Source organism: Amycolatopsis dendrobii (assembly GCF_014145675.1).
Taxonomy (GTDB): domain Bacteria; phylum Actinomycetota; class Actinomycetes; order Mycobacteriales; family Pseudonocardiaceae; genus Amycolatopsis; species Amycolatopsis dendrobii.
This window is the reverse complement of record NZ_JACGZW010000014.1, coordinates 78,782-92,948: the sequence shown is the minus strand read 5'-3', so window position 1 is coordinate 92,948 and position 14,167 is coordinate 78,782. Positions and strand designations below refer to the sequence as shown.

At 71.1% G+C, this 14,167-nt stretch carries 13 protein-coding genes; 5 read left to right on the top strand and 8 right to left on the bottom strand.

All coding sequences use genetic code 11. The annotated features are described in order from the left end of the window. Nucleotides 1-39 precede the first annotated feature (39 nt). Nucleotides 40-1,287: a threonine--tRNA ligase gene (gene thrS / locus H4281_RS35775; RefSeq protein WP_182895392.1), complete on the top strand. Its 1,248-nt coding sequence runs from the start codon at nt 40-42 to the stop codon at nt 1,285-1,287. Here the strand turns inward: thrS and H4281_RS35770 are convergent. The 8 genes from H4281_RS35770 to H4281_RS35735 all read right to left on the bottom strand — a co-directional run bounded on the left by H4281_RS35770 (nt 1,284) and on the right by H4281_RS35735 (nt 9,451). After that, on the bottom strand, nt 1,284-1,910 hold the full coding sequence (locus H4281_RS35770; RefSeq protein WP_182895292.1) for a response regulator: 627 nt from the start codon (nt 1,908-1,910) through the stop codon (nt 1,284-1,286). The two genes, thrS and H4281_RS35770, sit on opposite strands and share 4 nt — an antisense overlap. Beyond that, nucleotides 1,907-3,238: a sensor histidine kinase gene (locus H4281_RS35765; protein WP_312872242.1), complete on the bottom strand. Its 1,332-nt coding sequence runs from the start codon at nt 3,236-3,238 to the stop codon at nt 1,907-1,909. The genes H4281_RS35770 and H4281_RS35765 overlap by 4 nt, the downstream gene beginning before the upstream one ends. After that, nucleotides 3,235-4,752 carry an ArnT family glycosyltransferase gene (locus H4281_RS35760; protein WP_370648191.1) on the bottom strand — a complete coding sequence of 506 codons (1,518 nt, stop codon included), beginning with the start codon at nt 4,750-4,752 and terminating at the stop codon, nt 3,235-3,237. Before H4281_RS35760 ends, H4281_RS35765 begins: the two co-directional genes overlap by 4 nt. Nucleotides 4,753-4,847: 95 nt before the next feature. Then, nucleotides 4,848-6,362, bottom strand: coding sequence for a glycosyltransferase family 39 protein (locus tag H4281_RS35755; RefSeq protein ID WP_182895290.1), 1,515 nt, complete (start codon nt 6,360-6,362; stop codon nt 4,848-4,850). Between the two features lie 5 nt (nt 6,363-6,367). Next, the gene (locus H4281_RS35750) at nt 6,368-7,105 is read right to left on the bottom strand and encodes an ABC transporter permease (protein ID WP_182895289.1); all 738 of its coding nucleotides are present in this window, start codon (nt 7,103-7,105) and stop codon (nt 6,368-6,370) included. Between the two features lie 13 nt (nt 7,106-7,118). Continuing rightward, complete coding sequence (locus H4281_RS35745) at nt 7,119-8,024, bottom strand: ABC transporter ATP-binding protein (protein ID WP_182895288.1); 906 nt, start codon at nt 8,022-8,024, stop codon at nt 7,119-7,121. Nucleotides 8,025-8,095: 71 nt separating this feature from the next. Then, complete coding sequence (locus tag H4281_RS35740; RefSeq protein ID WP_182895287.1) at nt 8,096-8,851, bottom strand: class I SAM-dependent methyltransferase; 756 nt, start codon at nt 8,849-8,851, stop codon at nt 8,096-8,098. An 81-nt stretch (nt 8,852-8,932) separates the two neighbouring features. Continuing rightward, entirely contained in the window at nt 8,933-9,451 is a 519-nt protein-coding gene (locus tag H4281_RS35735; RefSeq protein WP_182895286.1) for a ribonuclease FAU-1 family protein, read from the bottom strand. A 115-nt stretch (nt 9,452-9,566) separates the two neighbouring features. On the opposite strand from H4281_RS35735, the gene H4281_RS35730 reads away from it, so the two are divergent. From H4281_RS35730 to H4281_RS35715, 4 genes are all read left to right on the top strand, one after another. After that, complete coding sequence (locus tag H4281_RS35730) at nt 9,567-10,934, top strand: DUF5685 family protein (RefSeq protein ID WP_182895285.1); 1,368 nt, start codon at nt 9,567-9,569, stop codon at nt 10,932-10,934. Between the two features lie 225 nt (nt 10,935-11,159). After that, the gene (uvrB, locus tag H4281_RS35725; RefSeq protein WP_304504566.1) at nt 11,160-13,319 is read left to right on the top strand and encodes an excinuclease ABC subunit UvrB; all 2,160 of its coding nucleotides are present in this window, start codon (nt 11,160-11,162) and stop codon (nt 13,317-13,319) included. Nucleotides 13,320-13,347: 28 nt separating this feature from the next. Then, nucleotides 13,348-13,620 carry a type II toxin-antitoxin system VapB family antitoxin gene (locus H4281_RS35720; RefSeq protein WP_182895284.1) on the top strand — a complete coding sequence of 91 codons (273 nt, stop codon included), beginning with the start codon at nt 13,348-13,350 and terminating at the stop codon, nt 13,618-13,620. Continuing rightward, nucleotides 13,617-14,018, top strand: coding sequence for a type II toxin-antitoxin system VapC family toxin (locus H4281_RS35715; protein WP_182895283.1), 402 nt, complete (start codon nt 13,617-13,619; stop codon nt 14,016-14,018). The genes H4281_RS35720 and H4281_RS35715 overlap by 4 nt, the downstream gene beginning before the upstream one ends. Nucleotides 14,019-14,167 lie beyond the last annotated feature (149 nt).

Here is a 14,167-nt window from a genome sequence, read left to right as displayed (position 1 = left end):
GAACACTGCCATTCGAGCCCGGGGCGAGCGCCCCGGGCTCTGTCGTGCGCTCGCCTCGCCTTCCGTGAGGAGACCGCCATGCCTGACCACCGAAAACTCGGCCGCGAACTCGGCCTGTTCGGCAGCGACCCGCTGATCGGGGCGGGTCTGCCGTATCTGCTGCCCGACGGCGCCGCCGTACGGCACGTGCTGGAGGAGTACGTCCGCGAGGTCGAACGCCGGGCCGGCTACCGGCACGTTTCATCGCCAGTGCTGGGGAAACGCGAGCTGTACGAGCTTTCCGGCCACTGGGCGCATTACCGCGACGACATGTTCCCGCCGATGGATCTCGGCGGCGAACAGGTCGTCCTGCGGCCGAGCCTGTGCCCGCACCACGCGCTGATCTACCGGTCCCGCGCGCACAGTCACCGCGAACTGCCGCTGCGGCTGGCCGAACTCGGGGGGATGTACCGCGCCGAACTGTCCGGCGTGCTCGGCGGGCTCAGCCGGGTGCGGGCGATCCAGTTGAACGACGCGCACATTTTCTGCCAGCCTGACCAGGTCGGCGAGGAGGTGCGGAGTGCGCTTGCGCTGATCCGGCGCGTGTACCGGGACCTCGGGCTGAAACCCGCTCGCTACCGCCTTTCCCTTCCGGACAACCGCGGCAAGTACGCCGGAGCGGCCGAAGCGTGGGAGCGTGCGTCCGAAGTGCTCGTCGACGCGCTGGACGGGGTCGACTACGAACGCGGGCCGGGCGAAGCCGCGTTCTACGGCCCGAAGATCGACGTCCAGATCGCCGACAGTTCCGGCCGCGAATCGACCCTGTCCACCGTCCAGGTCGACCTGCATCAGCCGGAGCAGTTCGGGCTCGAATACGTCGGCCCGGACGGCCGCGCGCACCGGCCGGTCCTGGTGCACCGCGCGGTGCTCGGCAGCCTGGAACGCGTGCTGGCGCAGCTGATCGAGGAACACGGCGGCGCGTTCCCGCCGTGGCTGGCCCCGGTGCAGGTGGCGGTGCTGCCGGTCGGTGACGCGGAGCTTCCGGCGGCCGAAGCGTTCGCGGAGGAGGCGATGGACGCCGGGTTGCGCGCCGAGGTCGTCGCGGCGGACCGGGGGAGTCTGGGCTCTCGCATCCGCGACCGGCGGCTGGTGCCGTACCAGGCGGTGATCGGCTCACGGGAGGCGGACGAGGGACTGGTCGCGCCTCGGCTCCGGGACGGGCGGAAGCTGGATCCGTTGCCGGGGAAGGAGTTCGTGGCCGCGGTGGTCGTCAGGGCGGCGTCGCGCGGCAGCGAACTCTGGGGCTAGGACCCGATCAAGCCGCGTTCGAAAGCCACCGCCACCGCAGCCGCCCGGTCTTTCACGCCGAGCTTCGCGTACGCGTGCAGCAGGTGCGTCTTCACCGTCGCCTCGCTGATGAACAGCTTCTTCGCCGCTTCCTTGTTCGTCGACCCGCGCGCGACGAGGTTCAGCACCTCGATCTCCCGCTGCGACAACGGTTCCTGGGCCGGTGCCCGCATCTGGCCCATGATCCGGCTCGCGACGGCGGGGGAGAGGACTGCCTCGCCGCGCGCGGCGGCGCGGACCGCGCGGAACAACTCCTCGCGCGGCGAATCCTTCAGCAGGTAGCCGGTCGCGCCCGCCTCGATCGCGGGCAGCACGTCGGAATCGGTGTCGTACGTGGTCAGCACGAGCACGCGCGCCGGGTTGCCGAGGCGGGCGAGTTCGGTGATCGCGGCGACCCCGTCGGTGCCGGGCATCCGCAAGTCCATCAGCACGACGTCCGGCTTCAGCGCCTCGGCGAGCGTGACGGCCTCGGCTCCGTGCGCGGCCTCGCCCAGCACCTCGAAGCCGCGTTCGCCGGTGAAGATGCCGCGCAGACCGTCCCGGACGATCGGATGGTCGTCGGCGATGAGCAGCGTGATGGTCATGTGGCCCCCTCGGTCGGATCCAGTGTCGCAGCCGGGATCGCGGGCAGGCGCGCCGAGACCGCGGTGCCGCCGCCCGGTTCGGACTCGACGTGCAGGGCGCCGGCGAGCCGCTGCGCGCGCCGCCGCATGCCGGGCAGGCCGTGCCCGCCTTCCGCGGACGGAGGCGCGGGCGGGTGCGCCGGGTCGAAGCCGACGCCGTCGTCGCGCGCGTCGAGGGTCACCTCGTCGCCCATGTAGGACAGGGTGATCCCGGCTCGGCTCGCCTGCGCGTGTCTGGCCACATTGGACAGTGCTTCCTGGGTGATCCGCAGCAGGGTGGCCTCCAGCTCCGGATGCAGCGGGACCGCGGTCCCGGTGGCCGAGAATTCCGCGGGCACCCCGGTGCGTTCGCTCCACAGCCGGGTGACCTCGGCGAGCGCCTCGGGCAGCGTCGCGGCTTCGAGCGGTTCCGGGCGCAGCGCGGCGACCGAACGCCGGGCCGCGGTGAGGTTCTCCCGGGCCAGCTGGGTCGCCGCGGCGAGATGGCGTTCCCATTCCGCCGCGTCGTCGCGGGCTTGGGCGGCGGCTTCGAGCTGGGTGATGATCCCGGTGAACCCCTGCGCGAGCGTGTCGTGGATTTCCTGGCTCAGCCGCTGCCGCTCGTCGAGCACGCCGGCCTCGCGCGCCTGCGTGAGCAGTTGCCGCTGCAGGCCGCGGTTCTCCGCTTCGGCCGCCGCCAGGCGGTCGAGCGCCCGTTTGCGTTCCAGGTTCTGCCTGCCCACCGCGGCGAAAAGCGCGCCGCCCCCGCCGATCGCCGTGGTCTGCACGACCACCACCGTGCCCCAGATCCCCGGCGACACCGACAGCGCGTGGATCGGCCCGCCGAGCGTCATGGTGTTGATCAGCAGCGAGGTGATGCCGACACCGAGCACCGCGACCGGCATCGGCTTCATCCGCATCGCCGCGAAGAACCCGTAGACCATGAAGATGATGAAGTAGGTGTCTCGGGCTTGAAGAATCGCGCCGAACGTGACGACCCCCGCGAACATCGCGGCCGCGGGGATCGGGTGGTCGCGCAGTTTCGCGCCCACGGCGACGGTGGTCAGCCCCAGCCACACCGCGGCCCCGGCGGCGAGCAGCAGGGTGGTGGTCCGGTGCCCGGCGGTCTGGTCCCCGTGCAGCACGCTCAGCAGCGTCGGGACGATCAGCAGAAGCCACGCGATCGCGGTCTCGGTCCGGGTGAACCACCGGTGCCACCGCACGGGAGGATCGTCCGGGTCGGGCGTGGCCGGCGGCATCAGCGAACCCCGCCAGTCGAGTTTGACGTCCCGGACGTCCTCGAGTCTCACGCCTTCAGGTCCTTCAGCTGCGGCCAGATCCCGGCCCAGCCGCCGATCCGGCCCTCGAGCAGCCAGATCGGCAGGTGGCGGCTGGAGTTCGGGACGCCCAGCCGGTTGCCGACCTCGCCGACGACCCGTGCGGACCGGAAGTGCGCGGCCAGCTTCGCCGGTTCGCGGCCGACGAACAGCACGGTGTCGGCGTTGTCGTTCGGGCGGCCGAAGTACCAGAACCCGCGGCTGGCGCTGTACGCCTCGGGCAAGCCCTGATCAGGCCCGTACCGGTCGAGCGCGCCGGCTTGCCAGTATCCGCCGGTGACGAGCGCGGTGCGGGTTCGTTCCTGCGGCGGCAGCGCGCGGTACTGCTTGGCGACGGACGCGGCCAGGTCCGGCCAGCCGTATTCCTCCATCGCGTACGCCGGGCGCGGCGCGGTCGGATGCTCGACCAGCCACTGCACCGGCCACACCGGGAGCGCGTAGGGGAGACTGTAGAGCGCGGAGAGAGCGAACAACGGCCATGTCGGCACCCAGCGCCACCACAACGCGGGCCGCCGGTCTTGCAGATGCACCGCGGCGGCTGCCCACAGGATGCCGAAAGTGCCTGCGGCGTAATAGAACCGGCCGTTGCCGATCAGGAAGATCGCGAAGACGCCGAGCGCGGTCCAGCCGAGGAACCGGTACGGGCGCAGCCGGGTGCTGCCGAGCAGCACAGCCAGCCCGTACAGCACGCCCAGCGCACCGATGACCAGACCGGCTCCGGCGAGCAGTGCGGGCACGAACATCGCCCGGCCGCCCGCTTCCTCGACTTCGCGCGAGACCGCGTCGCCCATGCCGAGCTGCGGCCAGCCGTTCGCGGCTTGCCAGAGCAACGTCGGGACACACGCGACAGCAGCGATCGCCGCGCCCGCCCACAGTTTGGGCCGGCGCAACAGGTCTCGCGGCCCGAAGACGAGCGCGGTGACCGCGGTGACCGCCCAGAACCCGCCGATCAGGAACTTCACGTTCAGCCCGACCGCCGTCGCGACGCCGAGCCACAGCAGCAAGTTGTCGTCGCGGGTGCGGATCCAGCGCACCAGCAGCCACAGCACGATCGTCCACAGCAGAGGGTCCACAGTGGACGTCGCGAGGTAGTGGCCGCTGCCGACGAACTGCCCGCAGATCGCGTACGCGGCGGCGGCGCGGGTCTGCGCTTTGCGCTCGCCGCCCATTTCGCGGGCGATGAGCGCGGTGAACACCACGCCCGCGGCGGTCGCCAGGATCGCCGGGATCCGGAACACGACGAGCGAGCCCGGCGCGATCGAGTTCGCCAGCCAGGCGAGCCACGGCAGCACCGGCGGCTGGTCCGCGTAGCCCCACGCGAGGTGTTTGCCCGCGGCGAGGAAGTACAGCTCGTCGCCGAAGTAGCCGTAGCGGCCGGCGGTGGCGAGGAGTACGGCGGCGGTTCCCGCGGCGAGCAGGAAGACCGGCCGCCGGGCGAACCCGGCGAGCTCGCGGCCGGGCGTGCTCGGTGCGGTGGCCGTGGTCACGGCATCCATCCTGCTCCCTGTCGGCGGATCGGGGGCTGGCCTCGCCCGCACCCTACGGGCGAGGCCTGGCGCCGTCCCACTGCGGGTGCCGCCGGTCAAGCCCCGGTGTTCGCCAGCTCGGGCCAGATTTCCGCCCACGACCGCAGCCGCGCGGTGGCCAGCCACATCGGGGTGCCGTCGAGCACACTCGGCTTCGCGGTCCCGGTCGTGACCGCGCCGACCGGCTCGAGATGGGCGAAGCGCCCGAGCAACGGCCGGGGATCGGCCCCGACGAAGAGGACGTCGCGCGCCGAATCGGGCGGGACGGCCAGCGTCGCGTACCCGCGGTTCGGACTGGTCGGTTCGGGCAGGCCGAGTGCGGGGCCGTAGCGGTCGAGCGCGCTCGCGGTCCAGTAGGTCTCGCCGACGATCGCGGTGTGTGCCGGGTCGGGCACACTGTGGAACGCCTTGGCGACCGATTGCGCGGCTTCCGGCCAGCCGACCTCGCCGAACGAGAAGGCAGGCGTCGGCAGCGACGGGTTCTTCTCGACCCAGGAATGCGGCCAGACCGGCAGCGCGGCAGGCAGCATCACCAGCGCGGAGAGCACGAAGACCGGCCACGTCGGGATCCAGCGCCACCATCGCGACGCCTGTCCCTTCTCGAGTTCCACCGCCGCGACGGCCCAGCACGGCGCGAACATGCCCGCGATGTAGTACGACCGGCCGTTCACCGCGATGAACACCACGGCGAGCGCGAGCGTGGTCCAGGCGAGGAAGCGGTAGGAGCGGAGCTGCGGCGAACGCAGCAGCCGCCACAGGCCGTAGCCGAGCAACGCGACCCCGACCGGGACTCCGGCGAGCAGCAGCACCTGCGGGATCCAGGTCAGCCGCCCGCCCCAGGACTCGCCGACCTCGTTCGAGATCGCCGCGCCCATGCCGAGCTGCGGCCAGCCGTGCTGGGCCTGCCACACGAGCGTCGGGACCAGCGCCAGCGCGGCGATCGCCGCACCGGCCCACAGCAGCGGGCGGCGCAGCAGTTCGCGCGGACCGCAGATCAGCAGCGCGATTCCGGCGACGATCCAGAAGCCGCCGATCAGGAACTTCACGTACATCGCGAGCGCGGTGACGATTCCGGCCCACAGCAGCAGGCCGTCGCGCCGGGTGCGAATCCAGCGGACGATCAGCCAGAGCAGGACGGTCCAGAGGAACGGGTCCAGGGTCGACGTCGCCAGGTAGTGCCCGCCTGCCAGGAAGTTCGTGCAGGCGGCGAAGGTCGCGGCGGTGATCGCCTGGGCGCGGGTGCGGCCGCCGAGCTCACGGGCGATGAGCGCGGCGAACACGACGCCCGCGAGCGTCGCCAGCATCGCCGGGATCCGCAGGACGAACAGCGAATCCGGCGCGATGGTGTCCATCGCGCGGGCGAGCAGCGGCAGCATCGGCGGCTGGTCCACGTAACCCCAGGCCAGATGCCGTCCGGCGGCGAGGAAGTACAGCTCGTCGCCGAAGTAGCCGTAGTTGTTCGCGGTGAGCACCAGCGGCACCGCCATCAGCGCGGCGATGCCGAACACGGGCATCCGGGCGAACGGCGCGACCGGGCGGGCCGTCGTGGCTTCTTCCTGTGTCGTGGTCATCGGGCTCACTCCCAGCGGAAGAATCGGGCGGCGAGCGTCGAGCACACGATGGCGACCACCGCGAGCGCGATCATGGACAGCAGTCGCGGCGCGTGTCCGGCGGCGGTGTCGCGCAGGCTGCCGAGCGTCGCGCCGAGCGGCAGGACGTCGGCGATGTGCTGCAACACCGGCGACAGCTGCTCCTTCGGGACCCACACGCCGCCGAGCGCGAGCATCGGGAAGAACACTGCCGCGCCGAGTCCGTTCGCCGCGCGGCCGGTCGGCGCGAACGCGGCGAGCAGCGTGCCCACCGAGAACAGCGACACCGCGCCCAGCAGCACGACCGCGACGAACCCGCCGGGGTTCTTCGGCAGCGCCATGCCGAGCGCGATCGTGCCCACCCCCACGACGAGCACGATCGCGACCGCGGCGATGGCGAGGTTCACCAGCAGTTGCGCGGCGAGCAGCCGCGACGGCGGCACCGGGCTCGCCGCAAGCCGCTTCAGCACGCCTTTCTCCCGGTGCGCGGCCATCGCGCCGGGGAACAGGTTCAGCGCGAGGATCCCGAGCAGGATCGCCACCGCCATCGGCGCGATCAGGGTGGCCAGCGACGACTGGCCGCCGTGCTCGGCGCTCGGTTCGCGCGACCCCGGCATCAGCCCGAACACCAGCACCAGCGCCAACGGGATCCCGAGCACCACGGCGGGCGCGCCCGGATCGCGGAGGAAGATCTTCGCCTCGGCGACGGTCAGCTTCGACAGCACTTCCGGTTCCCCCTCAGTCCAGTTTCCGGCCGGTCAGCGCGACGAACGCGTCGTCGAGGCTGGCCTGCTCCACCCGCAGATCGCCCGCGACGACGTCGGCGCGGGCGAGGAACGACGTCACCGCCTGCAGCGCGCCTTCCCCGCCGGTCACCACGAGATGCGCGCCGTTCCGCTCGGCCTTCAGCACGCTCGGCAGCCCGGCCAGTTCCCGCGGGTCGACCGGCGCGGACGGGCGGAACCGGATGCGCTGCTCCCCGCCGACTCGGCCGACCAGCCCCGCCGGGGTGTCGATCGCGACGACGCGCCCGGCGTCGATCACCGCGATCCGGTCGCACAGCCGTTCCGCCTCCTCCATGAAGTGCGTGACGAGCACGACCGTCACGCCTTCCGCGCGGACGGCTTCGACGAGGTCCCAGGTGTCGCGGCGGGCCTGCGGGTCGAGACCGGTGGTCAGTTCGTCGAGCACCACCACCTCGGGGCTGCCGACCAGGGCGAGCGCGATCGACACGCGCTGCTGCTGGCCGCCGGAAAGCTTGCGGTAGAAGGTGTTCCGCTGTCCGGCGAGCCCGAGCAGCGCCATGAGGCGTCCCGGATCGGCCGGGGTGCGGTACATCGCGGCGAACAGGTCGAGCACCTCGCCGACGCGCAACCGGTCGGGCAGCTGGCTTTCCTGCAGTTGGACGCCGAGGCGCTGACGCAGCTCTCGGACGTCTCGCCGCGGGTCGAGTCCCAGCACCGAAACGGTGCCGCCGTCGGGGGAGCGCAGGCCCTCGACGCATTCCACCGTGGTCGTCTTGCCCGCGCCGTTGGGGCCGAGGATCCCGAAGATCTCGCCCTGCTCGACGGTGAACGAAACGTCTTCCACGGCTGTCTTCTGCCGATAGCGTTTATGGAGGTTCCGCACCTCGATGACCGGCATTGCCTGGGATTCCCCTCTCGAATCGCAGCGGTTGCTGCCTTCGAGAATCCCGGCTGGAGGGGCCTATCGGATCAGCGGAACGGCGCGACTTCCGGTCCACCGGCTGTCCGCCGCGCATCCACCGATCGGTGGATGCGGAAGTAGATCATCGGGTTGTCGCGCCCGGTGTGCACGGCGCTGTCGACGCCGAGTTCGCGCCGGAGTTCGTTGAGGCAAGCGTACGCGTGTTTCGCGCGGGCGCGGGCCGCGGTGAAGTACGGAGTCCGCGTTTTTTCCAGCCAGCGCACCACTTCGGCGCCTTCGGTGAACGGCAGCGGGGCGGCGCGGTGGAACACGTCGTGCACGCTCACCGCGGCGTCGATCTTCGGGAAGACATCGGAGAGGTACCACTTCGCGAAGCGCGCGCGGTGGTCGGCGTCGATGAAGAGATAGTCCACATCGGACAGCAGATCGGGGGCGATGGTGCGCGCGTCGCCCTGGCGGAACTCCCAGCGACCCTTGGCCAGCGCGCGCGGGACGGTCTTCGTGGCGTTGCCGACGAGGTCGATCGTGGTCAGCTCGCCGGCGTCGTTGTCCGCGAGCGCGCGGAGGATCCAGCTCGTCGACCAGCCGTGCAGCGAACCGATCTCCACGACTTTCTCCGGGCGCAGGTGCCGCAGGAGCAGGTAGGTGATCTCCGCTTCGACGTCGTCCAGCTGCGTCTTCATCGCCGGATGCGCGCGGCGGTGCGCCCGCTGGGCGTCTTTCGCGGCGCGCAACGCTTCGGTGTGCTCGCGATAGAGCGAGCGGACGAGGTCGAGCGTCACCTGGTGTGCGGTTCGTTCCATGCCGCTGATCGTGGCCGGGCGAGCCGCTGCCGGTAATCCGGCTGACCGCCGGGCGGGGGTGGGGAATTCCCCCGTTCCCGGTTATGGATGCCTGCGCCAGCCGAGTGTCATGTCCTTTGCGGACAGCCAGGCGGCGAGGTCGTATCCGTGCGCGGCGAGGCCCTCGACCGCAGCGTAGGCGACTTCGAGCGCGTACTCGCCTTCTTGCTGGGAGAGCAGGTTCCCGGCGACGGCGGCGAGCAGCTCGTCGGTGTCGATCACCCGGACCGAGATCTTGTCCTTGAGCACGAGGTCGAGGTAGAGGTCGGTGGCGACCCAGCGCGGGCCGTCGCGGTGCACGCGCACGACGTCGAGGTAGAAGTCCTGGTCGCGTTCGTGGCCGGGGCTGAACCAGAAGTCGGTGATCCGCAGCCCGAGCCCCGGCAGCAGCCACGATTCGAGGTAGTGGAACTGCGCCCGCCCCGGCGTCGGCCGCGCCAGGTACAGGCCGAACGGCTCCTCGCGGAACTCCTCCACGTCGCGGCGGATGCCCTTGTTGTCGATGTTCACGCGGGCGGCCGGGTCGAACGTCTCGACCTTGGGCGGGTGCAGATCGGTCATCCGCCCATCCTGCCTTGTCCGCGCGCTTCGCGAGAATCGCCGGAAAAACCGGTTAGGGGCCCGGTCGAGGGGCTAAAGTTCGCGAGTCATTCGGTTCTCCTGGGGGTACGCGCGCATGTTCGGGATCATCAGACCCTGCCGGCACCGGCTGGCCGGCCGCCTCCACGCGGACTGGATGGCACACCTGTGCGGCCTCTGCCTCGCGCTGCGCGACCAGCACGGGCAGTTCGCCCGGGTCGTGACGAACTACGACGCGCTGATCGTTTCGGCGCTGGTCGAGGCACAGACGCCGAGCGGACCCCGGCGTGCCGCGGGACCGTGCCCGCTGCGGTCGATGCGCCCGGCGTCGGTCGCGGTCGGCGACGGCGCCCGGCTCGCCGCGGCGGTGTCGCTGGTGCTGGCTTCGGCGAAGGTGGACGACCACGTCGCCGACCGGGACGGCGCTTTCGCCCGGCGCCCGGTGGCGGGAGCGGCGCGGCTGGTCGCGCGGCGCTGGGCCGCGCAGGGCGGGCGGACGGGCGCGGGCATCGGCTTCGACACCGCGGTCCTGACCGAAGCCGTCGGCCGGCAGGGCGAGCTGGAACGCGCGATTCGCGCCGGGGACTCGCCGTTGCTGGCGACCGAACCGGCCGAGCTGGCGTCGTCCGCGGCGTTCGCGCAGACCGCGGTGCTGGCCGGACGCCCCGGCAACCGCGCGCCGCTCGCCGAGGCCGGACGGCTGTTCGGCCGGGTGGCGCACCTGCTCGACGCGGTCGAGGACCTGGCTGCGGACGCGGCGTCCGGCTCCTGGAATCCGTTGCTGGCCACGGGAACCGCGCTGGACGAGGCGCATCGGCTGTGTTCGGACGCGGTGCTCGGGGTCGAACTGGCGTTGCGCGAGGCCGAGTTCGCTGATTCGGCGTTGGTGCACGCGCTGCTGGTGCACGAGCTCCGGCAGGCGGTGCGACGGGCGTTCGGGCATCACCACCTGCACGGCCAGCAGCCGCCGCCCGGGTGGATCGGGCCGGGACCAGCGCCGCAGCAGTCGCCGTACGGGCCGGGGATCGGGGCGCCCGGGCAGCCGGGGCTGCCGCCTGCGTACGGGCCTCCGCCGGGTTACGGGCCGCCGCACGGCTACGGGGCTCCGCCGCCGGGGTACGGACCTGCTGGAATGCCTGGGCCCGGCGGTCCTCCCGGACCTGGCGGGCCCGGTGGCCCGGGCGGTCCGGACGGTCCCGAACCGCCGGAGGGTGGGGACTCCCTGGACGGCAAGGGCGGCGGCTGCTGGGCGCCGAAGTTCGCGGTCCCGCCGAAACGCCGGAACTTCTTCGCGGGCTGCGCGATCGCGACGTACATGTGCTGCTCGTGCCAGTTCTGCTGCCGCGACCCGTACCCGGGCCCCTGGAGCGGCGAACCGAACGGCGCCAGCTGCGACTGCGGCTGTGACTGCTGCAGCGGGTGCGACTGCGACTGCTGCGGCGGATGCGACTGCTGCAGCTGCTGAACATCCACCAAGGGCACCGACACCAGTGAAATGCCCGTTGTGTCACCGGCTGGTTGGTTCTTGGGCAACGACCCCGGCGCTCGGCTGCCGGGCCGGCCCGCCCGCCGCCGGTGCGGGCCCGCGAGGTCCGGCAGCCGCGTCCCCCGCGCCCCGGATGAGGAGAGGATCCCCAGCTCACACCGGCCGTCGCGGAAATTGTCGGTGCCCCGGCCTACCCTGGTTCCCGTGGCTTTCGCAACCGAACACCCCGTCCTCGCCCAGTCCGACTTCCGCCCCGTCTCCGAGGTGCCTCGCGCCGGCGGCCGGTTCGAGGTCGTCAGCGAGTACCAGCCCGCGGGCGACCAGCCCGCGGCCATCGACGATCTCGAACGCCGGATCAAGGCGGGCGAGAAAGACGTCGTGCTGCTCGGCGCCACCGGCACCGGCAAATCGGCCACCACCGCGTGGCTGATCGAACGCGTCCAGCGGCCCACGCTCGTGATGGCCCCGAACAAGACGCTGGCCGCGCAGCTGGCCAACGAGCTGCGCGAGCTGTTCCCGCACAACGCGGTCGAATACTTCGTCAGCTACTACGACTACTACCAGCCCGAGGCGTACATCGCGCAGACGGACACCTACATCGAGAAGGACTCGTCGATCAACGACGACGTCGAGCGGCTGCGCCACTCCGCCACGATGAATCTGCTCTCGCGACGCGACGTCATCGTCGTCGCGTCCGTGTCCTGCATCTACGGCCTCGGCACCCCGCAGTCCTACCTCGACCGGTCCACGAAGCTGGAGGTCGGCGGCACGGTGGAGCGCGACGTGCTGCTGCGCGCGCTGGTCGACGTGCAGTACTCGCGCAACGACATCGCCTTCGCGCGCGGCACGTTCCGCGTCCGCGGCGACACGGTGGAGATCATCCCGGCGTACGAGGAGCTGGCGATCCGCGTCGAGTTCTTCGGCGACGAGATCGACAAGCTGTACTACCTGCACCCGCTCACCGGCGACATCGTGCGCGAGGTCGACGAGGTCCGGATCTTCCCGGCCACGCACTACGTCGCCGGGCCGGAGCGGATGGAGAAGGCGATCCGCGGCATCGAGGCCGAGCTGGAGGAGCGGCTGGCCGAGCTGGAGAAGCAGGGCAAGCTGCTGGAGGCCCAGCGGCTGCGCATGCGCACCGCCTACGACATCGAGATGATGCGCCAGGTCGGCTTCTGCTCCGGCATCGAGAACTACTCGCGGCACATCGACGGCCGCGGCGCGGGTTCCGCCCCCGCCACGCTGATCGACTACTTCCCGGAAGACTTCCTGCTGGTCATCGACGAATCGCACCAGACGGTGCCGCAGATCGGCGGCATGTACGAGGGCGACATGAGCCGCAAGCGCAACCTCGTCGACTACGGGTTCCGGCTGCCGAGCGCGGTCGACAACCGGCCGCTGACCTGGGAGGAGTTCTCCGACCGGATCGGGCAGACGGTGTACCTGTCGGCGACGCCGGGCCCGTACGAGATGGGCCGGACCGGCGGCGAGTTCGTCGAGCAGGTCATCCGGCCCACCGGCCTGGTCGACCCGAAGGTGGTCGTGAAGCCCACCGAGGGGCAGATCGACGACCTGGTGCACGAGATCCGCGAGCGCGCGGACAAGGACGAGCGCGTCCTGGTCACCACGCTCACCAAGAAGATGGCCGAAGACCTCACGGACTACCTGCTGGAGCTGGGCATCCGGGTCCGGTACCTGCACTCGGAGGTCGACACGCTGCGCCGGGTCGAGCTGCTGCGCCAGCTGCGCGCGGGCGACTACGACGTCCTGGTCGGCATCAACCTGCTGCGCGAGGGCCTCGACCTGCCCGAGGTGTCGCTCGTCGCGATCCTCGACGCGGACAAGGAAGGCTTCCTGCGCAGCGGAACCTCGCTGATCCAGACCATCGGCCGCGCGGCGCGGAACGTGTCCGGCGAGGTCCACATGTACGCGGACAAGATCACCGATTCGATGCAGTACGCCATCGACGAGACCGACCGCCGCCGCGCCAAGCAGGTCGCCTACAACGAGGAGCGCGGCCTCGACCCGCAGCCGCTGCGGAAGAAGATCGCCGACATCCTCGACCGCGTCTACAACGAAGCGGAAGACTCCGACGAGGCGGTCGCGGTCGGCGGTTCGGGCCGCAACGCCTCGCGCGGCAAGAAGCCGGAACAGGGCGACCGGGTCCGCAGCTCGGGCATGCTCACCGACAAGAACGTGTCGTCGATGCCGCGCGCCGAACTGGCCGATCTGATCCAGCAGATGACCGACCAGATGATGCAGGCCGCCCGCGACCTGCAGTTCGAACTGGCCGCCCGGCTGCGCGACGAGGTCTCCGACCTGAAGAAGGAACTGCGGGGGATGGACGCGGCAGGAATTAAGTAGTTACACCATAGCCGGGTACCATTCCACCATGGCATTGAATATCAAAGATCCGGAAACGGAGCGCCTGGCCGCCGAGGTGGCCGAGCTGACCGGCACCACCAAAACCGGCGCGGTCCGCGATTCGCTGCGGATCATGCGGGACCGGCTGCTCGCGCAGCGGAGCGCGGAGCAGAACGCGGACGACTTCGTGCGCTTCTTGCAGGACGAGATCTGGCCGCAGGTCTCGGCGGAGAACCGGGGCAAGCCGGTCAGCAAGGCCGAGCGCGAGGAAATCCTCGGCTACGGGCCAGGTGGCGTGTGATCATCGACAGTTCCGCGGTAGTGGCGGTCCTCCTGGGCGAACCGCTGGCGGTGCCGATCGCCCGGGCGATCGGCGGCGCGGAGGAATGCCGGATCGGGGCGCCGACGCTGGCGGAGACCTCGATCGTGCTGACGCACAAGGAAGGCGAGCGAGGCGCGACGCTGCTGGCTTCGTTTCTGCAGCGGCGGCGGTTCGACATTCTCACGTTCGGCGAGGCGCACTGGCGGACCGCGCAGACCGCATACCTGCGGTACGGCAAAGGCAGGCATCCCGCAGCGCTGAATTTCGGCGACTGCCTCACCTATGCGGCCGCCAAGCTCGCCGGAGAACCGCTGCTCTGCATCGGCGACGACTTCCCGCAGACCGACCTGGAGCTGGTCAAGCTGGAAGAGAACTGACCGGATCCGTGACAACGAGCGGCCCCCGACCCGGGGGTGCGCTCCGAACTGAGGCACCCCCGGTTTCCCGGACCCTCGCTTCGACTTTCACAGAAACATGCGCCCGAAGCAATGGGTGCGCGGGCAGAGCCGAGGCAAGAAAGTCTCCC

Coding starts and splice junctions, on each gene's coding strand:
- H4281_RS35770 (WP_182895292.1), bottom strand. CDS start 1,910: ATGACCATCACGCTGCTCATCGCCGACGACCATCCGATCGTCCGGGAC.
- H4281_RS35755 (WP_182895290.1), bottom strand. CDS start 6,362: ATGACCACGACACAGGAAGAAGCCACGACGGCCCGCCCGGTCGCGCCG.
- H4281_RS35745 (WP_182895288.1), bottom strand. CDS start 8,024: ATGCCGGTCATCGAGGTGCGGAACCTCCATAAACGCTATCGGCAGAAG.
- H4281_RS35740 (WP_182895287.1), bottom strand. CDS start 8,851: ATGGAACGAACCGCACACCAGGTGACGCTCGACCTCGTCCGCTCGCTC.
- H4281_RS35735 (WP_182895286.1), bottom strand. CDS start 9,451: ATGACCGATCTGCACCCGCCCAAGGTCGAGACGTTCGACCCGGCCGCC.
- H4281_RS35730 (WP_182895285.1), top strand. CDS start 9,567: ATGTTCGGGATCATCAGACCCTGCCGGCACCGGCTGGCCGGCCGCCTC.
- H4281_RS35720 (WP_182895284.1), top strand. CDS start 13,348: ATGGCATTGAATATCAAAGATCCGGAAACGGAGCGCCTGGCCGCCGAG.